Origin of the sequence: Terriglobus roseus DSM 18391, from assembly GCF_000265425.1 — a bacterium.
GTDB lineage: Bacteria > Acidobacteriota > Terriglobia > Terriglobales > Acidobacteriaceae > Terriglobus > Terriglobus roseus.
This window is the reverse complement of sequence record NC_018014.1, coordinates 5,182,415-5,200,278: the sequence shown is the minus strand read 5'-3', so window position 1 is coordinate 5,200,278 and position 17,864 is coordinate 5,182,415. Positions and strand designations below refer to the sequence as shown.

The window sequence follows — 17,864 nt, the reverse complement described above, 5'->3', positions numbered from 1 at the left end:
GTCAGGTAAAGCTCATTAAATCAATTAGATACGTTATCGGGAAAGGGTCTCGAGGAGTGTGTCGAAGTCTTCGAGACTGCTGTACTCGATGACGACTCGGCCCTTGCCGTGGGTATCTTCGATGCGGACCTTAAGGCCGAGGGAACGCTGGAGCTGGTCCTGGGCGGCCTTTACGTTGGCATCGATTTCGGCGGCGGGCGCTTCTACTTTGCCGAGTTTGCGTTCGGGGTCGAGCAGGTTTTTGACGTAGGTTTCGGTCTGGCGGACGGACATGGAGAGCGCGGCGATCTTCTGGGCGGCTGCCATCATCTGCGCTTCGGATTCGAGGGCGAGGAGGGCGCGGGCGTGGCCAAAGGATAGGTCGCCTGCCTCTACCTTGCCCTGGACTGCTTCCGGGAGGCGGAGGAGCCGGAGGAAGTTTGAGACGGAGGCGCGGTCCTTGCCGGTGCGCTTGGCCATCTGGTCCTGCGTCATTTTGAAGTCGCGGCTGAGACGGTCGTAGGCGCGTGCCTGCTCCATGGGGTTGAGGTCGGCGCGCTGGAGGTTTTCGACGATGGTCATCTCCATCGCCTGTTCGTCGGAGACTTCGCGGACGACGGCGGGGATGGTGGGCTTGCCTGCGCGCTGCGAGGCGAGCCAGCGGCGCTCGCCGGCGATGAGCTGGAAGCGGCCCTTGCCGAGGGCGCGGACGATGATGGGCTGGATGACGCCGGTGGCCGCGATGGACTGGGCGAGCTCTTCGAGCGCGGCTTCGTCGAAGCGGGTACGCGTCTGGAAGGGGTTGCGGTCGATGGCGGTGACTTCGACTTCGAGCGGCTTGCCGGAGTTCTCGACTACGGGTGCTGCCGGCGCGGGTGCTGGGGCTGCCTGGCGGGTGGGCAGCAATGCTTCGAGGCCTCGGCCGAGTGCGCGGCGCTTTGGATCGGGTGCTTTGGCGGTGGACATCGTTCAAAACTCCTGGGTGTTGCGGAGGTGCGGACTACTCTTCTGGATCGGACTCGTGGACGACCGCGCCAGCGGGATTGCCTGCGATGGTGAAGACGCCGTTGCGTGCGAGGAGTTCGCGGCAGAGGTCGCGGTAGGCTTCGGCGCCGCGTGATTTGGGATCGTAGAGCACAACGGGGAGTCCGTGGCTGGGCGCTTCGGCGACGCGGATGTTGCGCGGGATGGTGGTGGTGAAGAGCTTGTCGCCGAAGAAACCCTTGATGTTCTCAGAGACCTGCTGCGACAGCGAGGTGCGCGGGTCGTACATGGTGAGGACGACGCCTTCGAGTGCGAGGTCTGGCTGGAAGGCTCCGGCGACGCGGTCGAGCGTGCCGGTCAGCTCCGAGATGCCTTCGAGCGCGAAGTATTCGGCCTGCATGGGAACGAGGAGGCTGTCGGCAGCGACGAGGGCGTTGAGGGTGAGGAGGTCGAGCGCCGGCGGGCAATCGAGCAGGATGAAGGGAAAGCGCTCGCGGAGGGGGGCGAGTGCTTCCTTGAGGCAGAATTCGCGGCGTTCCTGCTGGGCGAGGTCGAAGTTGGCGCCGATGAGGTCTTTGCTGCTGGGGATGATGGAGAGGTTTTCGACGGCGGTGGCGATGATGGCTTCTGCAGCGGTGCAGTCGCCGAGGAGCACGTCGTAGGTGGACATGCGTTCGGTGTCGCGTGTGACACCGAGACCGCCGCTGGCGTTTGTTTGCGGGTCGCAGTCGACGAGGAGCGTGTCCAGGCCGGTGAGTGCGATGGCAGCGGCGAGGTTGATTGCCGTTGTGGTCTTACCCACGCCGCCCTTCTGATTGACGATTGCGATTACTTTGCCCATGTGTCTTGGGCAAGAGTAGCAGGATGGGGTGGCGGGACTGTTGTTCCACGTGGAACATGGGTGAGGAATTCAGGTCGAGATGTTCCACGTGGAACATCTGAGTGAACGATGGGAGAGGCCTGGATGTTCCACGTGGAACGTCTACTAAGCTCGCTTCCAAAGGGCTATGCGGCCTTGGGAGAGTGGGACCTGGGCTTCTTGCGTCAGGTCCCATTCACCGAGGTGAGTTTCCTCGCTTGCCGGGAGGTAGCGGAGGAGCTGGCCTGTGTGGGCCACACGCTCCTGGGCTATGGGGAGCATGGCTGCTGCTTGATCGACGGCCCGCATGGCAACGATGTCGAAAGAGCGATCTGACGGCATGCTTTCCACGCGGGAGGACCAGACTTCGGCATTCAATGCCAGGGAACGCGTCGCTTCCCGCAGGAAACCGGCCTTCTTACCCTGGGATTCCGCGAGCGTTACCCGCAGGTCTGGGAATGCGAGTTGCAGCGGGATGCCAGGAAAGCCGCCACCGGAGCCAAAGTCCAGCAATGTGCCGGTGGCTGGGAGGAAGCGGGCCGCGAAGAGGCTCTCGCCCAGTTGACGCTGCACGAGTTGCGCCGGTTCGCGGATGGCTGTGAGGTTGGTCTTCGCGTTCCAGAGCATGAGCAGGTCGAGATAGCGGCTCATACGGGGGATGAGGTCGGCGGCGAGCTCCGGGCCACCCGCGAGATAGGGTTCCAGCAAGTCGGCGATACGGTTTTCGAGGAGAGTGGGCATCTATGCGTTCCTGGCGGCTTCGACGAAGGACTGGAAGATGCTTCGCGAGGCGGCGCTGGTCTCCGTTGTGCGCTCAGGGTGCCACTGCACGCCGATCAGCCAGTGGGCCGGGTCGGGGCCTTCAATGGCTTCAATGACGGCGTCAGCCGGGCAGCGGGCGACGACGCGGAGCTCGTCCCCGGGGGCTGCGATGGCCTGGTGGTGACTGGAGTTCACGGGGAGGCGGGCAAATTCTTCATCTTCGGCTACGGCTTCGCCGGAAGCGACGACTATCTTGCCGAGTCGGCTGTCGACGGGAAACAGGACCGGGTGAGCCGTGATGACGGCTCGGCCTGCCCGGTGATTGACCGGAAGCGGGTCAATGTCCTGATGGAGGGTGCCGCCATAGAAGACATTCATGGATTGCGTACCGAAACAGATGCCCAGCAGGGGCTTCTTGGTGCGCTCCGCAGCGGCGAAGAGGGCATGGTCGGTCTGTTCGCGGAGATTGTCAGCCTCGGCGCACTCTGGGATGCGTTCGTGGCCGTAGTGGGACGGGTCGACGTCGGCGCCGCTGCCGGGGAGAAGGATGCCCTGGGCCTGATCGACGAGTGCGTCGATCTCGGCAGCGGTGTGGGTTAGTTCGAGGCGAACCGGATCGCCGCCCGCCGCGGAGATGGCAGCGGCGTAGTTGGACCAGTTGGCGGCGTTGTAGGGCTCGTCGAAGCTGGTTGGGACGGGAATCAGGATGCGTGGCTTCATCATGGGTGATTTTACGACCGGCGGGTGTTTGGCCGGTTCGCCCAAGTGTTTCCGGGCATGGAGGCCTTTGTCGCGGGCCTACAGCCCGCAGATCTTCCGAACGACTAGACCCAGGGCTTCGCCCTGGGCTAGGAAGTCGCGCACCTTCAGTGCGCTTGATTGTTGGGCAGGAAGTTCTCCGGTAGATGCCGCGCATGGTCAGTGCGCTTGATTGTCGGGCAGGGAGTTCTCCGGTAGATGCCGCGCACCTTCAGTGCGCTTGATTGTTGGGCAGGAACTTCTCCGGTAGATGCCGCGCACCTTCAGTGCGCTTGATCGGTGCGGCCGCCTAAGGCTCCCCGGGCATGGAGACCGCGCCTTATGCGCTTATCGTGGAGTCGCAGATGTCTTGGCGTGTTTTTGCGATCCCGTGATTCGTGATTGGAAGGGATTTGCGGTCTCTGCACTGGTGTTCACCGGGAGCGAAGAGCTAGAGCTGGGCGCTTGGGATTTTTGCCTGGCTTTCCGGGAGGGGTTCCGGGCGGTTGAGCGGGGAGCGCTCGTAATACTCTGCTGCGATCGTTTCCATCAGGCGGTTGGTCAGCCTGTCTGCGTCCTTCGTCGTCATCCCGACCGTGGGGATGGGTTCGCAGGCGACGAGCATGAGTGGTCGCGGTGTGAGGTGGTAGGTGTGCATGGGCAGCAGTTCGAAGGTGCCGATGAGTGCGAGCGGAACGAGCGGCACTTGGGCCTTGATGGCCATATAGGCCGCGCCGGCCATGAACTGGCGGACGTGGCCGTCAGAAGAGCGGCTGCCATCTGGGAAGATGAGGATCGGCATGCCGGATTTGAGGCTGGCGACGCCGCGCATGAGGCCTGCGACCTGGGAACGCATGCTGGACTGGTCGATGGGGACCTGGCCGGAGCGCGTGAGGTGCCAGCCGATGAACGGGTAGCGGAAGAGGTAGTGATTGGCCAGGATGCGGAACTGGAAGGGCAGCGAGCCGAAGAGGGCCGGCGTGTCCATGTAACTGAGGTGGTTGCAGGCGAAGACGGCCGCCGTACCAAAGCGCAGGTTCCTGGGATTAACTACTGTGACCGGCGAGAGCGAGATGCCGAGCATCAGCTTTGCCCAGAACTGCGCCATGGCGTGTTGCTGGCGTCCGGACTTGTCCCAGAGCGAGAAGAGCAGCGAGAACAGGCCGCAGATGATGGTCACGAATGCCATCAGGGGGATCAAAACCAGATACGAGATCCAGGGAAGCAGCTTCTTCACGCGGTGGCGCCTCGCTCGATCCAGGCTTTGACTTCTCCCACGAGGTATACGGAGCCGGAAACGACTACGCTGCCGGGTTCTGCTGAGGCCAGTTTCATGGCTTCCGCTACGGACGCGCAGATGATGACGGGTGTGTCAAGAGCGGAGGCGACTGCGGCGAGTTCTTCGCCGGAGCTTGCGCGCGGCGAGTTTACGGGAGCGAGCAGGATGCGGTCGCCGGGTTCATCGAAGCTTGGGAAGAGGATCTGAGCCATCTCGCGGACGGATTTGTCGCGGAGTGCGGAGAAGACGAGGGTGCGCGGACCGGGCAGGCGTCCGTCGTCGATGGCGTGCGTGAGATGAGAACGCAGCGTCCAGGCGCCGGCGGGATTGTGCGCGACATCGAGCAGAATGGTGCCGCTGCCGGTGGGTGAGGCGATGGATTCGAGGCGTCCCGGCCAGCGGGTCAGACGGACGCCAGCCTCGATGGACGAAGGCGTGATCGCTGTAAGGTGTTCATTCGATTGAAGTTCTACTGCGGAAGCGATCGCGAGGGCGAGGTTTCGGTTCTGGTGGTCGCCGATGAGAACGGGCGCGATCGTGATGGTTTCGCCGTTAATCGAGAGCGGGTAGGGACCGCGTGGGGCGCCGCGTTCCGGCAGGTAGGCCGCAGCGTTGATGCCGGTGACACCGAGGCTCATGGCGATTTCGCCGATAGCGATGTTGGCCTCAGGGTGCTGTGGCAGGGTGATCATGCGGCCACCGGGACGCAGGATGCCGGCTTTTTCGCGGGCGATCTCAGTGAGCGTGCTGCCGAGCCACTCGGTGTGGTCGAGTGCGATGTCTGTAATAACGGAGACGGCGGGTTCGACGATGTTGGTGGCGTCCAGGCGTCCGCCCATTCCGACTTCGAGGACTGCGATGTCGATCTTTGCCTCGGCGAAGGCGAGGAAGGCGATGGCGGTGACCACTTCAAAGAAGCTGGGTGTGTGCGGTAGCTTGCCTTCGGCGACGAGGCGGTTGGCTGCGTCGTCGACCCGGAAGTAGAGGCGCGCGAAAGTATCGTCGTCGATCTCTGCGAGTGAGTTGGCACCGGGTGTGATGCCGCTGATCTGCACACGCTCGTTGACTCGGAGCATGTGCGGTGAGGTGTAAAGCCCGGTGCGCAGGCCACTGACGCTGAGAATGCTGGCGAGCGTGGAGGCCGTCGAGCCTTTACCGTTGGTGCCGGCGATGAGGACCGCCTTGAAGTTCTTCTGGGGATCGCCGAGCGCTGCTGCGAGTGTACGCATGTGCGCGAGGTCGAATTTGCGGCGGGGCGCGCCCGGCGCGGCAGGCGCAAGCTCGCCACTGAGGGCGTAGAGATGTTCCACGGCAACCGCGTACGACATGCTGATGATTGTAGGCGAGCGCGGCGTCATTGGGTGCGTGCCGACGCGAGCAGCAGGTTCCACGTGGCGATGGCGGTCGCTTCCCAGGTAAAGCGGGCCGCCTGTGCGCGTCCGCGGCCGATGAGATCGTGGCGCGCTGCAGCGTCCGTCAGGAGCGTGCGCATGGCGGCGGCGATGGCGGGTGCATCGTGCGGATCGACCATGAGTGCGGCGTTGCCGACGACCTCTGGCAGCGAGGCGGCGTTGGAGCAGATGACGGGGCAGCCGAGCGCCATGGCTTCGAGCGGCGGCAGGCCGAAGCCTTCGTAGGTGGATGGGAAGAGGAAGGCGGCTGCGGCTTCGTAGAGGGCTCGGAGTTCTCCGTCGGTGAGGTAGCCGGCGCGGACGACGCCTTCAAGGGCGTGGGCGTCGGCACCGAAGATGCGGGCGTCCCCTCCGCCAACGACGACCAGGGTTGGTGCGGTGTCGGGGGGCATGGTGTCGCGCAGGATTCCGAACGCTGCAAGGAGGGCTTGGAAGTTCTTGTTGGGATTGGCGGACCCTACGCCCAGCAAGAAGCCGCCGGGATGGAGGCCGAGGCGGCCCAGGATGGTGGGATCAGCGGTGGGTGCGAGAGCGTGTTCGTGGCCCTCGAGCGTTACGGCGATCTTTGCGGGGTCGAGGTGCAGGGTGCGCGCGAGTTCACGGCGCGAGAACTGTGAGACGGTCAGGAGCTGTAGGTCAGGGTTGGTTACGGCGAGACGGTGGTGCGTGCTGTACCAGGCCCGGTAGGCCGCTGTGTACGCCTGTGGGGTGGCGAAGACGCCGGCGTCCGGGAGGGTGAAGACGTGGCGGCGATGGAGCAATGGCGATCCGCCGGCGGGGGTGAAGAGTACCGCGTTGCGGCAGTAGAGGGGCAGCGAGAGCTGCTCCCAGAGTTGGCCGTTGCCGTGGCCTACGTGGCGAAGTTGGAGGGTCTGGAAGGGTTCTGCGATGTGTGTGCCGGGCGGCGCGAGGATCTGCACTGGCTCGGTGGGCGTGGGGATCAGGCCATCGGCGAGGAGTTTGTCGAGCGCGCGCACGACCTCGAGCGCGTAGCGCTGCACGCCGGTGATGGCCTGTGTCAGGAAGCGACCGTTGATGGCGATGCGGCGTTCCGGAACGGCTAGTGGTTCGATGTGGGGCGTGCTATTGCGCATGGCGTTTTGCGCTTCTCGCGCGTGCGGACGATATGCTGATACAGCAGTATGAAGCGGCCATCCATTCTCCACGTCGGCAAGTTTTATCCTCCCCATCCGGGTGGGATGGAGACGCATCTTCGCAGTCTCGTAGGCTACCAGAGCGACTCCGCGGATGTTTCGGTGCTGGTATCGAATGAACGATCGCGGACGGTGACGGAGCATCTGGATGGTGCGACGGTGACGCGGCTGGCGACGTTTGGTGCGGTGGCATCGATGCCGATCACCCCGAGCTTTCTGACGCGGCTGCATGGGCGCAAGGATGACCTGGTGCATCTGCATGTGCCGAACCCCGCGGCGGTGGCGGCGTTCCTGGCGAGTGGGCACCCCGGGCGGCTGGTGATGACGCACCATGGCGATACGCTGAATCGCGCATGGTTAAGAAAGTTAACTGATCCGATCAATCGTCGCGCGATGCAGCGAGCGGATGCAATTGTGGTGTCTTCGGCGCGTTATGCGGACAGCTCGGATGAGTTGCGGCCATTTCGCGAGAAGTGCCGCATTATTCCGCTGGGGCTGGATGTCCCGGAGCCGACGGCGGAGGTACTGGCGGATGCCCGCAGGATTCGCGCGAAGTATGCGGGGCCGATCCTGGTGACGGCGGGACGGCTGGTGCCCTACAAGGGATTCAAGTATCTGCTGAGGGCAATGCGGGATGTGCCGGGCACGCTGATGCTGATCGGACGCGGACCGCTGCGTGCGGATCTGGAGCGAGTGGCCGTGAAGGCAGGGGTGCGTGATCGTGTGCACTTCCTGGGATTTGTGCATGCGGTGCAGCCTTACCTGCATGCGGCGGAACTGTTCGTGATGCCGTCGATCACGCGTGCGGAGTCGTTTGGGCTGGTGCAGCTGGAGGCTATGGCGGCGGGGCTGCCGGTGATCAATACGGATATCGAGTCGGCTGTGCCCGAGGTTTCTGTTGATGGCGAGACGGGGATTACGGTTCCGCCGGCGGATACGGCTGCGCTGGTGCGAGCGATGCGGACGCTGATCGAGGATGATGGGCTTCGTGCGCAGTATGCGGCTGCAGCCAAGGTGCGTGCGGGGCTGTTTAGCGCAGCAGCCACTGGGTTATTGCATAGGGAACTCTATGCCAATGTGCTTGCGTGAGCCGCTGGGCTTGAACGTCGTCCGGCTGCACCGAGCGGGCTGAAGTTCCGGACGGCGAAGTATAGGCTTCCGAAGAGCAGGATTGTGAGATTCAGGCCCATCGCGGAATAGAGATCATCGAAGATGAACAGGACGAGTGCTGTGATGGAGCAGGCAAAGCAATAGAGCCCGAGCTCGCTTCGGATTTCGCCGTCCGCGCCGCGTTGCGTGCCCTTGCGGTAAAGCAACGTGTGAAGGAAGCCGATGACCAGCGCGACGATCAAGGTGCCGAAGAGTCCGAAGTCTGTGTAGAAGAACTTGTATCCGGTGTACACGTTCGCAGGAAACGGGATGGCTACGAAGGTGTCGAGCAAGGGGGGCGGTTCGTAGGCAAAGAGGTGCAGTCGCGCTGCGATACCGAGAGGGAATTTGAAGGTGTGGTGAACTTCAGCGCTGTATAGAGATGGGTGCTCGATCACGTAATCCATCGCCGCCACCGGTCCGACAATATAGCTGACAACGAAGTAGGTAGCGATGCTAACGACGCCACCCTCCATCGTTGATAAATTCTTCGTTGTGAAGATGAGACCGACATAGAGCGCGAAGAAGATAAGCATCGGGATGCGGGCAATCCTGACAGCCTGAAGAAACCGCGTACGATTCGTCTGCACCATGAAGACCACGATGAGAGAGATGAAAAGCTGCATGATCGGGGCGCGTCCCGTCGTGAACACAGCCGAGATAAAGGCCACAACCGCAGCGATCCAGAACATGCGATTTCTTCGTTCCACGGCAAAGAGTACGGCTGTGTAGATGGTCCAGGATGGCATGTAAGCCAGGAGTGCAAAGCCTCCCTCGGCAGTTCCTTCCACGCCGGCTGCCCGCGCGTTAGCGAGGATACCAGCGACGCCGCCACGGGATAGACCCGTGAGGATGGTCTGGCGTGCGATGAGGATCATCGAGAGGATCATCACGCCAAGGTAGACGTACTTCATGAAGTGGTCTTGCCTGGGTTTGCGCGAGCGTGGCCAGAGTGTCAAGCGCGTTTCAACGAGCGGCGCGGGCAGGAGCGCAGCGACTGCGCCGCCGATCGTGAAGCAAAGAGCACCGGCTCCAACGAGAAAGAGAACTGTGCCGTGTAGTGGATCGGTTTCCACGATTTGTAGCGCCGACAGCGTCATCGTCAAAAACCACATGCCACAGAATAGAAATGGCGGGTAGAGGACGGAACGCTTCAGGCGATAGTTTGCGAACGTAAGTGCGCCGAGGTACGCGGTAAGTAGGGCGATGAGCATGGTTGCGTGACGAGGCAGGTGCGCACCGGATTGGCGGCGCTCGGCTGTAGGCTATTCTAACGGCATTGTGCGGACTCCTCCGCTGCGAGCCAGCTTTGCCAAAAAATGCACCCGAGTTAGTGGCGGTTCCGAAGCGAGCTGCGGGCTGGACGTTTGCCTGTCTGAGCGTCTTTTCCGGAATTGGTCTACTTGGCAAGGCTCCTTTGGTGGCCGGACTGCTGCATCTTCCTTTGCAGCTGATCATGGCCGGCCTGACTGTGCTGGTGTGCCTGCCGCTGCTTTGGATCGTTTCCTTGCGTTGGCGCACTGTGGTTTCTGTGGGGGCCGCTCTGCTGTTTGCTGTGACGATCTTTGCGGGACATCACAGCATGCAACGGCTACATCAGCAGGGGCGTGGCAGCGACCAGGCCGATTGCGTAGTGGTGGGTGGGCAACTCCTCGCACATGGGCAATGGCCCTACCAGCCAGCGAAGCTTTGGACGGGGAACCCGATGAGCTGCGGTCCTGGATGGATGGCATTGCAGATGCCAGCGACGCTCCTCGCGGGGTATCCGGTGAATCTACTGTTGCTATGGCTTGCCACGTTGGCTGTGCTGCTGTGGTGCGCGGGATCACGTACGACCGCCGGCTGGCTTGCTCTGCTGGCGGTCGCCCCTGTCTGCCTGCTTGGCCTGTTTGACGGTACAGATTTCCTTACCTTTGGGATCCTGAGCGTCGGTTTGCTCGCGCTGTCGGAGCAGCGGCGGAAGCTCGGCTGGGTGAAGATACCTATCGTGCTTGCCGCATCGCTGATAGACCAGTTTCGTCTTCCCACTATCATCCTGCCCGTTCTGCTGCGGGATGCCGTCGGCCGCTGGCTTGCTTTGGGTGGCGTTGGGTTGGCGCTGGTGTGGCAGGTAGTTTTCCTGCACTGGAATGCTGAATCGTATCTGACGTCTGGACCCTGGCACGTCCTTCGCAAATTCAGCAGCCTGCCGTTGCTGCCGGCGAACGTTCTGCTCTCCATTGGGCCGGTCTGGGCCATCACGATGCTGGTGTTGCTTGCGCTCTTGATGTTGTGGCTTGCCGGCCGTTTGCCCGCGCGAAGAATCTTCCTTGTCTTTTTCGCGGTGACGTTTGGTCTGCCAGCCGTGCTTGATCTGAGCAAGAAGCTCGCCGGGCCCGGCCATATCGCAGAGAAGCTGGGGTCGTGGGAGGGCGGCTTGTGGCTCTGCGGTATGCTGCCGACGCTGGCTTACTGTGCACTGGTGGCGGAGCCGATTCCTTCTGAATCTTAGTTGGAGGCGCCGGCGGTGTATCGATTTCGGCGGGCTTCGGCGTCTGCCTGCCAAGCGGCGATGCGGTGCCCGCGGGTTGTTGCGAGCCGGCGGAAGAAGCGGCGGAGTGTGACGTGCGAGAACTCGGGATTCTTGAGGCGGAGGCGCTGTTTGGCCGCACGTAGAAGGAGTCGTAGCGTCTGCAGCGAACCTTCGAGGGAGCTGCGATAGAGGTCGTTGAAGGCTTCCTCAGCAGCGAGCAGTTCGCCGTAACGCTTCACGCTTAACAGGTTGTCGTAGTCCATGACGGTCATGACGTGGTCTACGCGGATGTTGGCGGCCCGCCACAGCTTTTTCCCCGCACGGTGTAGCTGGTGGAAGATGTACCAGTCGGAGTACTCCTGCTGGAAGGCCGCGCTGTACCCGCCCACTGCCAGCAGATCCTTTACGCGGAGCATGGAGCCGCTGTTGATGGCTGTGGCCTCGCCCGAAGCGATCCCGCTCTCGCCTGCGGGATAAGGCACGTGGCGGTTGCGCAGTACGCGGTGCGGCGAGGCTGGGAATCCCTGCGCGTAGATGCTGGGTGCGATTGCAGCGACTTCTGGAATGTTGTGGACGTGGTTCGCCACCTCCGCCATGTCATGCAGGAAGTTGGGCGGCAGGTCCGAGTCCTGGTCGAGCAAGAGGATCCAAGGGAAGCCGTGTTGTTCAGCGTATGCGGCCGATGCGTTGAAGGCACCGGTGATGCCGCTGTTGGCCGGGTCGTGGCGGTAGAGCATGCCTGCCGGCGGGTCGGTCAGAGGTTCCGCACTGTTGTCCCACAGTAGCGTGGTGTAGCGATCGTGCAGGGACGGGTCCGCGGCGAAGGCACGCGTGAGGCTTTGGATGGTTGCGGACTCGGAGACCGGGACGCGGTACCTCACGATCACCACGAGAATGCGGGGTTGCAGCGGTTCGCTCATGCGGCGGCCTTTCCCCCCGCCTTGTCTGGTAGCGGCTTTGCGGCAGGAATGCTGCGGCGACCACGGAGCTGTTCGCGCCAGATCTGGAGGCGCGTTGCGGGCGGCTTGGTAAGGCGCATGATGAAGTAGCGCCAGGTGATCTTTGCGTAGCGCTTGTCCCTGTACTGGCGCCACTGGCGGAGCGCACGGAGCGGCAACCAGAGGGTCTGTACGAAGTTCTCAAAGCGTGAGCGGTGCATCTGCAGGTAGGCACTTTCGGCCGCGAGGAAGGTCTCGTAGCGCTCGGGCACCATCTCCTGTTGAAAGTTCATGCCGGCGATGGCGTGGTTAAGTTCCAGTTCGCCTGCGACGAAGATGCGGCGGCCACGCTGGTACATCTGCTGGAAGGCGTAGACGTCAGAGAGATCGAGCCAGAAATCGTTGCTGTAGCCGCCGAACTCCTGGAGGGCGGAGACGCGCATCAATGACGCGGAGTTGACGGCATAGCCGTCCTCTCGCAGCAGGCCGGTGAAGTTGCGTTCTACGGGGGTATTGCGATTGAGCGGACGGAAGCGGCGCGGCGAGACGATCTGGCCGTAGGAGCGGATGAAAGGGACGATGCTGCCGATGTTTGAGTCGCCATGGAGAGCGCGGCTGTGTCGCAGCATGGACCGCAGGAAGTCCGCGGTCAAGTCGGTGTCCTGATCCAGCAGCAGCATCCACGGGATGCCGTGTTCCGCTGCGAGCGCAATGCCCTGGTTGTAGGCGCCTGCCGTGCCCAGGTTCTGCTCTGTCCAGCCGTACTGAAAGGCGAAGGGTAACTGCGGATCGACGAGTGGCGCGGGTGAGTTATCCCACAGAAGCACGGCGACGTCGCGCGACAGTTCCGGATCTACCAGGGCCTCTGCGAGACCGGCGATGGTCTGCGAGTCAGAGAGCGCCGTCTTGTAGCGCACTACGACGGCCAGTATGCCCGGCGAGCTCATCCTTTGCGGCCTAGAGCGTCAAGCTTTTCAGCCCATACGGGCGACCGGCGGAGGAAGCGGATCATGCTACGCCACAGAACATAGGCAGTGGATAAGAAGAGTCCAAGGACGAAGCCGCCAATCAGGAAGAGCAGGCGCGGCGGATAGGACTTGTAGTCGGGCGGCGTGGCGCGATCGACGACCTGGATGACGGCGCCTTCGCGCGCTTCATCTAGCTTGGCCGCTTCAAACTGACGCGCCAGGATTTCGAAGAGGGTTTCGTTGTAACGAACTTCGCGAGTCTTGCGCACGTATTCGAGGCCGACCTGGGGAAGCTTGCCTTGCGGGACGATGGGGTCGCCGATGTTACCGGACTGTCCACCGCCCAGCTTGGAAAGCTGCGCGCGCAGGCTGCTCAGCTCCTGCTGTGCGGCGATGAGATCAACATTGCCGGTGCCTGAGTAGGTCTGCATCGACTGGATCTGGACTTCCTTTGCGGCAATTTGCGCGCGCAGACCTGCGGTTGTTTCAATGAGCGCGCGTGCCTGGCTGCTGAGTTCGATCAGGCCGCTGCTCTGCTCGGTACGCTTCAGGTCTTCTTCGCTGGCGGCCAAGTTGTTCTTAACGTTTTGCAACTGGCCTTCGAGAAAGAGGCGCCGCTGCGATGCCTCTCCGATCGCGAGCGAGGACGAGAGGTGTTGGTATTCTTCGATCCATCCGTTGGCGATGTCGGCTGCACGAGCCGGATCCTTGTCCGTCACGGAGATGCGGATGAGTCCGTCTTTGCCAGTGGTGTCGAACTTGGTCATCTGTTCGACGTTCACCCGGCTTCGGGAGAGATAGTCTCCCTTGATGTGGAAGCGGTTCACCATTGCGTTTTCAACGCTGACGCTCTTCATCAGGCCGACGTATAGGTCGGCCGGGCTTTTCACTGCACCGCCGGTAAGACCAGCGAGCGAACCGAGACCGCCCAATTGCGAGAGGAGCGAAGAGGAGGAGCTGGCCTGTTGCGGCGGAAGAATGATCGTCGTGGCGGTGTACTGCTTGGGAATCGTGAAGACAAAGGCGAAGGCCAGGAGGCCCATACCGAGGGCGCTCAGCAGGATGAGCCGCAGGTTTCGGCGCAGGACGATGAGGATGTCGATGAGTGAAATTTCGTCTGCCGGACTTTGCACTACCGGAACCACCAAGGTTGCCACACCCTGCTCTAAAGCCCGCACTACTGGCTCGTTGCTTTGATCCTGCACCATGCCTTGTGTATCCCGCCTCTACGCCGCGCGATGCTCTCCTCGGGAGGCTTCGGTAGCGACTTAAGGCTACACGAACAAGGCTTTCGTGCCACATCCTTTCCATGCGGGGGCGGCCGTCTTCGTCGCGACAATTAGTATCAATTCAACGGGCCTGCATCTGGCCTCGCTGAATTGGAAGGGCTTTGCTTGCGGTTTTTGTCAGTTCCACGCTTCTGTATCGGTTTGTTTGCGGTCTGCGCGACGACAACGTCGCTTTGGGCACAGAGCGGTGAAGACACGCCATCGCACCAAGAGGTCTTCGAGGCATCGCGGCCGACCACGGGATCGACGTTTATCCCGGTGGATAGCTGGATGACGTCGTCAGCCCTGCGACTGTACGAGCTGGGCTATCTGCCGACACTATATGTGGGGTTGCGGCCGTGGACCCGCGCGTCCCTGGCGCATGCGCTGGTGTTGTCGCGCGGCCAACTGCTGGCGGGAGATCCTGGCAACGAGGCATCCGAGATATTTGACCGGCTTAGCCGGGAACTGCGCACGGAGCTGGCAGCAGACGACAAGCCGCGCGTGACACCGGAGTACGGGTACACGCGGATACGGGGCATCAGCGGCGATGTGCTCAATGACAGCTTCCACTTTGGTCAGACGATCTATGACGACTACGGCCGTCCGTACCAGTCGGGTGTGAGCAACATAACGGGTTTCAGCGCGCGCGGCACGGCCGGGCGTTTCAGTCTGGCGTTCCGCGGTGAATACCAGCATGCACCCTCCGGGCCTGGCTTCACGCCGGAGCTGGCTGCCATTCTGACGACGCTGGATCGGCCGATCCCCGGCCTGCCACAGGCCACCATCTTTCCGGGACCGATTGCGACGACGAATGTCTTTCGCATTATTGAGGCTGACGCGTCGGCGCACCTGCTGGGACACGAGATCTCCTTTGGTAAGCAGGATGCTTGGCTGGGACCGGCGCAGGGCGGCGCCATGATCTGGTCGAACAATGCGGAGAGTCCGTATACCTTTCGCATCAACCGGACGGAGCCGCTCTGGATCCCGGGGCTTTCGCGGATTACAGGGCTGTTTCGCTACGAGTTTCGTGTGGGCAGTTTGAAGGGCCACAAATATCCCAACGCCCCGTGGATCCATAACGAGAAGGTCAGCTTCAAGCCGACGCCCGATATTGAGTTCGGGTTCTCTCGCGCGGTGATCTGGGGCGGTGAAGGTCATGCGCCGATTACGATCGAGAGTTTCCTGCGCAGCTTCTTCAGCACGGTTGCAGCGACGCCCGCACAGAAGGCTTCGCGGGAAGACCCCGGCGCGCGATTCAGTTCGTTCGATTTCTCATGGCGGATTCCGTGGCAGCACCACCTGGTGACGATCTACACGGACTCGATCACGCATGACAATGTGTTCCCGATCTCAAACCCACCGCGCAGTGGATGGCGACCGGGCATCCTCATCACCCGGTTGCCATGGATGCATACGGCGGATCTGCGCGTGGAGTCGACGAGTACGGATACGAGCATTCGCAACGTGGACCTGGGCCGCTATACCTATTGGGAGAATGCGCAGCCTGAGGGTTATACCAACAAGGGCCAGTTGATGGGTGACTGGATTGGCAGGCAGGGAAAGGGTGCGCAGGCGTGGCTGACGTGGCATCTGCATCCGGGCGAATTTGTGCAGTTGGACTGGCGCACAGCCAAGGCTTCAAACCTATTCCTGGCGGGTGGTACGACGCAGCAGCAGTTCGGGATCAGCACGGCCTTTCGGCCCAGGCGCGATATTGAGATTACCGGTGCGGTCAAGGGCGAGGTGTGGCGTGCGCCATTGATGTCGCCGGGGACGCACAGCAACGTGTATGGCGAAGCGCAGGTGCGCTGGTACTTCCGGCCCTAGCGCGGACCGGAACGCTTTTCTTTGCTGACTTTTGCGGCGTCCATACGGCGGCCGAGTGCTTCGAAGGCTGGCGTTGGACCGCGCCATTTGAGGCTGTCTACGTTTTCGAAGAGCGGCAGGTGTGCGCGCAGGGTTGCGAGGTCGCGGAAGAGCAGGGCGTTGGCCCATTCCGCGCGTAGCGTGGCATTGAGACCTCGCGGATTGCTGACGCTGACTCCCCATTGGAGTGGATCTTCCGGGATGGCTTCGAAGTGGCTGTACTTTGCCAGGACTGCCGCCGCTCCTTTGGCGCCCCATCCACGCAGACCGGGGAAGCCGTCTGCGGCGTCGCCGACGAGGGCGAGGTAGTCGGGGATGGATTCGGGCTTTACGCCGAACTTGGCGACGACGCCGACTTCATCGCGCAGTTCTCGCTTGCGGCGGTCGAACTGCAGCACGCGGCTACCAATGACACATTGTGAGAGATCTTTGTCCGGGGTGCAGATGAGCACGCGGGTGACGCGGGGATCGCGCGCGGCAATGGCTGCGGCGGAGGCAAGGGCGTCGTCTGCTTCGTGCTCGATCATGGGCCACACGGTGACGCCCATGGCGGCCAGAGCCTCTTCGAGTAAGGGGAACTGCGACCACAGGTCGGGATCGATCCCTGCCCCTGTTTTGTAGCCGGGCCAGAGGTCGTTGCGGAAAGACTCGATGACCTTATCGGTGGCGACGCCGATGTGGGTAGCGCCGTCTTTCACGAGCGCGAGGATGGAGGCGAGTACGCCTTTCACGGCACCGACTTCGCGGCCGTCGGCCTCGCGCACGGAGGGCCATGCGTAGAAGTGCCGGAAGAGTTCATAGGTGCCGTCGATCAGGTGAACGTCCATGACGGAAGGCTACACGGGAGTTCTCGGTGGGTGCATACCGGTCCAAGAAAACCCCACGTCTCAGAAGCGAGACGTGGGGTATCCAACTTGTTGATCAGACCGTTGTTTCGACCGAGCGGACGGGCAGCTTCCACTCAGGGCGGACCCAGTGGCAGGTGTAGCCGTAGGGGATGCGCTGGAGGTAGTCCTGGTGTTCGGGTTCTGCGAGCCAGAAGGGGCCCGCGGGCGCGACCTCGGTGACGACTTTGCCGGGCCAGAGGCCACTGGCGTTGACGTCGGCGATGGTGTCTTCGGCTACTCGCTTCTGTTCTTCGCTGTTGTAGAAGATGGCGGAGCGGTAGCTAACGCCGCGGTCGTTGCCCTGGCGGTTGGGTGTTGTTGGATCGTGAATCTGGAAGAAGAACTCGAGGATGTTGCGGTAGGTGATCTTTGCGGGATCAAAGACGATCTCTACGGCTTCTGCGTGCGTGCCGTGGTTGCGATAGGTTGCGTTGGGCACGTCGCCACCGCTGTAGCCTACGCGTGTGCTCACTATGCCTGGGTAGTCGCGCAGCAGTTCCTGCATGCCCCAGAAACATCCACCTGCCAGAATCGCCGTCTCGGTTGCCATCGTCAGAATCTCCTGCGTATTGGATGCGGTGCGGGGACGCTGGGCACCACGCGCGTAGCATCGCAGCATGGCCATGAACTACACGATCATTGCGCAGAGTCGCGACGAGATGCTGCAACCGGACAACGCACCCAGTCTGACGATCTGGCCTTACCTGCTTGCGACCTCTCAGGAGCCGCTGCTGCGCACGCTGTCGATTTACACGGACAAGGGAACGTCGCGCGAGCAGGCGCGGATCTTCTACATGAATGCGGTTGCGCTGACAGTTTGGCGTGCGATGGGTCGTACGCCGACTGTCATCGGAGAGCAGCATCGGCCGCCGAAGGTGGCTGTGCTGGCGTTTGGTGTGCCGTTTTCGGAGTAAGGGTTTTGCTTCCGGCGTCGAGTTGATGTTTAGGATGGAGTGATTCCACCGGAGACCTTTGTGACTGCACCTAATGCATCGCCGTCTGCCACCCGCGGGTTCCGTCTGTCTACGGATACATGGGCTGTTCTGCTGTCGCTTGCCCTCGCGCTTCTGGTGAAGCTGCATGTGATTGGACGTGTGCCCTGGTAG

Annotated in this window: 18 protein-coding genes; 5 read left to right on the top strand and 13 right to left on the bottom strand. The window is 62.3% G+C overall.

Annotation, left to right across the window (positions count from 1 at the left end; genetic code table 11):
- Positions 1-33: 33 nt before the first annotated feature.
- From TERRO_RS21535 to TERRO_RS21505, 7 genes are all read right to left on the bottom strand, one after another.
- A complete protein-coding gene (locus tag TERRO_RS21535; protein WP_014787834.1) occupies positions 34-945 on the bottom strand; it encodes a ParB/RepB/Spo0J family partition protein in 912 nt (303 codons plus the stop codon).
- A 34-nt stretch (positions 946-979) separates the two neighbouring features.
- Positions 980-1,804, bottom strand: coding sequence for a ParA family protein (locus tag TERRO_RS21530; protein ID WP_014787833.1), 825 nt, complete (start codon positions 1,802-1,804; stop codon positions 980-982).
- A gap of 144 nt (positions 1,805-1,948) precedes the next feature.
- Positions 1,949-2,563, bottom strand: coding sequence for a 16S rRNA (guanine(527)-N(7))-methyltransferase RsmG (rsmG, locus tag TERRO_RS21525; RefSeq protein WP_014787832.1), 615 nt, complete (start codon positions 2,561-2,563; stop codon positions 1,949-1,951).
- Positions 2,564-3,307: a gamma-glutamyl-gamma-aminobutyrate hydrolase family protein gene (locus tag TERRO_RS21520; RefSeq protein WP_014787831.1), complete on the bottom strand. Its 744-nt coding sequence runs from the start codon at positions 3,305-3,307 to the stop codon at positions 2,564-2,566.
- Positions 3,308-3,773: 466 nt separating this feature from the next.
- Positions 3,774-4,559 carry a lysophospholipid acyltransferase family protein gene (locus TERRO_RS21515; RefSeq protein WP_014787830.1) on the bottom strand — a complete coding sequence of 262 codons (786 nt, stop codon included), beginning with the start codon at positions 4,557-4,559 and terminating at the stop codon, positions 3,774-3,776.
- Positions 4,556-5,929: a bifunctional folylpolyglutamate synthase/dihydrofolate synthase gene (locus TERRO_RS21510; RefSeq protein WP_041593654.1), complete on the bottom strand. Its 1,374-nt coding sequence runs from the start codon at positions 5,927-5,929 to the stop codon at positions 4,556-4,558. Before TERRO_RS21510 ends, TERRO_RS21515 begins: the two co-directional genes overlap by 4 nt.
- A gap of 26 nt (positions 5,930-5,955) precedes the next feature.
- Complete coding sequence (locus TERRO_RS21505) at positions 5,956-7,107, bottom strand: glycosyltransferase family 4 protein (RefSeq protein ID WP_014787828.1); 1,152 nt, start codon at positions 7,105-7,107, stop codon at positions 5,956-5,958.
- Between the two features lie 48 nt (positions 7,108-7,155).
- On the opposite strand from TERRO_RS21505, the gene TERRO_RS21500 reads away from it, so the two are divergent.
- A complete protein-coding gene (locus TERRO_RS21500) occupies positions 7,156-8,256 on the top strand; it encodes a glycosyltransferase (protein WP_014787827.1) in 1,101 nt (366 codons plus the stop codon).
- Here the strand turns inward: TERRO_RS21500 and TERRO_RS21495 are convergent.
- A complete protein-coding gene (locus tag TERRO_RS21495) occupies positions 8,235-9,530 on the bottom strand; it encodes an O-antigen polymerase (protein WP_014787826.1) in 1,296 nt (431 codons plus the stop codon). The genes TERRO_RS21500 and TERRO_RS21495 overlap by 22 nt on opposite strands.
- A gap of 242 nt (positions 9,531-9,772) precedes the next feature.
- Here TERRO_RS21495 and TERRO_RS21490 point away from each other — a divergent pair, with 242 nt between their 5' ends.
- A complete protein-coding gene (locus TERRO_RS21490) occupies positions 9,773-10,807 on the top strand; it encodes a hypothetical protein (protein WP_157178487.1) in 1,035 nt (344 codons plus the stop codon).
- Here the strand turns inward: TERRO_RS21490 and TERRO_RS21485 are convergent.
- Genes TERRO_RS21485 through TERRO_RS21475 form a run of 3 tightly spaced genes read right to left on the bottom strand, consistent with a single transcriptional unit; the run spans position 10,804 to position 13,942 of the window.
- The gene (locus TERRO_RS21485) at positions 10,804-11,748 is read right to left on the bottom strand and encodes a glycosyltransferase family protein (protein ID WP_014787824.1); all 945 of its coding nucleotides are present in this window, start codon (positions 11,746-11,748) and stop codon (positions 10,804-10,806) included. The two genes, TERRO_RS21490 and TERRO_RS21485, sit on opposite strands and share 4 nt — an antisense overlap.
- The gene (locus tag TERRO_RS21480; RefSeq protein ID WP_014787823.1) at positions 11,745-12,713 is read right to left on the bottom strand and encodes a glycosyltransferase; all 969 of its coding nucleotides are present in this window, start codon (positions 12,711-12,713) and stop codon (positions 11,745-11,747) included. The genes TERRO_RS21485 and TERRO_RS21480 overlap by 4 nt, the downstream gene beginning before the upstream one ends.
- Positions 12,710-13,942 carry a GumC family protein gene (locus TERRO_RS21475; RefSeq protein ID WP_014787822.1) on the bottom strand — a complete coding sequence of 411 codons (1,233 nt, stop codon included), beginning with the start codon at positions 13,940-13,942 and terminating at the stop codon, positions 12,710-12,712. The genes TERRO_RS21480 and TERRO_RS21475 overlap by 4 nt, the downstream gene beginning before the upstream one ends.
- Before the next feature lie 195 nt (positions 13,943-14,137).
- Here TERRO_RS21475 and TERRO_RS21470 point away from each other — a divergent pair, with 195 nt between their 5' ends.
- Positions 14,138-15,832, top strand: a complete 1,695-nt coding sequence (locus tag TERRO_RS21470) for a capsule assembly Wzi family protein (protein WP_157178486.1) — start codon at positions 14,138-14,140, stop codon at positions 15,830-15,832.
- Here TERRO_RS21470 and TERRO_RS21465 read toward each other — a convergent pair.
- Complete coding sequence (locus tag TERRO_RS21465; protein ID WP_014787820.1) at positions 15,829-16,698, bottom strand: 5'-3' exonuclease; 870 nt, start codon at positions 16,696-16,698, stop codon at positions 15,829-15,831. The genes TERRO_RS21470 and TERRO_RS21465 overlap by 4 nt on opposite strands.
- Positions 16,699-16,792: 94 nt before the next feature.
- A complete protein-coding gene (gene msrA, locus TERRO_RS21460) occupies positions 16,793-17,308 on the bottom strand; it encodes a peptide-methionine (S)-S-oxide reductase MsrA (protein WP_014787819.1) in 516 nt (171 codons plus the stop codon).
- Between the two features lie 67 nt (positions 17,309-17,375).
- Between msrA and TERRO_RS21455 the strand changes: the two genes are divergently transcribed.
- Positions 17,376-17,672, top strand: coding sequence for a hypothetical protein (locus TERRO_RS21455; protein WP_014787818.1), 297 nt, complete (start codon positions 17,376-17,378; stop codon positions 17,670-17,672).
- Positions 17,673-17,732: 60 nt separating this feature from the next.
- Positions 17,733-17,864 carry a hypothetical protein gene (locus tag TERRO_RS23870; RefSeq protein WP_281047882.1) on the top strand — a complete coding sequence of 44 codons (132 nt, stop codon included), beginning with the start codon at positions 17,733-17,735 and terminating at the stop codon, positions 17,862-17,864.

Coding starts and splice junctions, on each gene's coding strand:
- TERRO_RS21535 (WP_014787834.1), bottom strand. CDS start 945: ATGTCCACCGCCAAAGCACCCGATCCAAAGCGCCGCGCACTCGGCCGA.
- TERRO_RS21530 (WP_014787833.1), bottom strand. CDS start 1,804: ATGGGCAAAGTAATCGCAATCGTCAATCAGAAGGGCGGCGTGGGTAAG.
- rsmG (WP_014787832.1), bottom strand. CDS start 2,563: ATGCCCACTCTCCTCGAAAACCGTATCGCCGACTTGCTGGAACCCTAT.
- TERRO_RS21520 (WP_014787831.1), bottom strand. CDS start 3,307: ATGATGAAGCCACGCATCCTGATTCCCGTCCCAACCAGCTTCGACGAG.
- TERRO_RS21510 (WP_041593654.1), bottom strand. CDS start 5,929: ATGTCGTACGCGGTTGCCGTGGAACATCTCTACGCCCTCAGTGGCGAG.
- TERRO_RS21505 (WP_014787828.1), bottom strand. CDS start 7,107: ATGCGCAATAGCACGCCCCACATCGAACCACTAGCCGTTCCGGAACGC.
- TERRO_RS21500 (WP_014787827.1), top strand. CDS start 7,156: ATGAAGCGGCCATCCATTCTCCACGTCGGCAAGTTTTATCCTCCCCAT.
- TERRO_RS21495 (WP_014787826.1), bottom strand. CDS start 9,530: ATGCTCATCGCCCTACTTACCGCGTACCTCGGCGCACTTACGTTCGCA.
- TERRO_RS21490 (WP_157178487.1), top strand. CDS start 9,773: ATGGCCGGCCTGACTGTGCTGGTGTGCCTGCCGCTGCTTTGGATCGTT.
- TERRO_RS21485 (WP_014787824.1), bottom strand. CDS start 11,748: ATGAGCGAACCGCTGCAACCCCGCATTCTCGTGGTGATCGTGAGGTAC.
- TERRO_RS21480 (WP_014787823.1), bottom strand. CDS start 12,713: ATGAGCTCGCCGGGCATACTGGCCGTCGTAGTGCGCTACAAGACGGCG.
- TERRO_RS21475 (WP_014787822.1), bottom strand. CDS start 13,942: ATGGTGCAGGATCAAAGCAACGAGCCAGTAGTGCGGGCTTTAGAGCAG.
- TERRO_RS21465 (WP_014787820.1), bottom strand. CDS start 16,698: ATGGACGTTCACCTGATCGACGGCACCTATGAACTCTTCCGGCACTTC.
- msrA (WP_014787819.1), bottom strand. CDS start 17,308: ATGGCAACCGAGACGGCGATTCTGGCAGGTGGATGTTTCTGGGGCATG.
- TERRO_RS21455 (WP_014787818.1), top strand. CDS start 17,376: ATGGCCATGAACTACACGATCATTGCGCAGAGTCGCGACGAGATGCTG.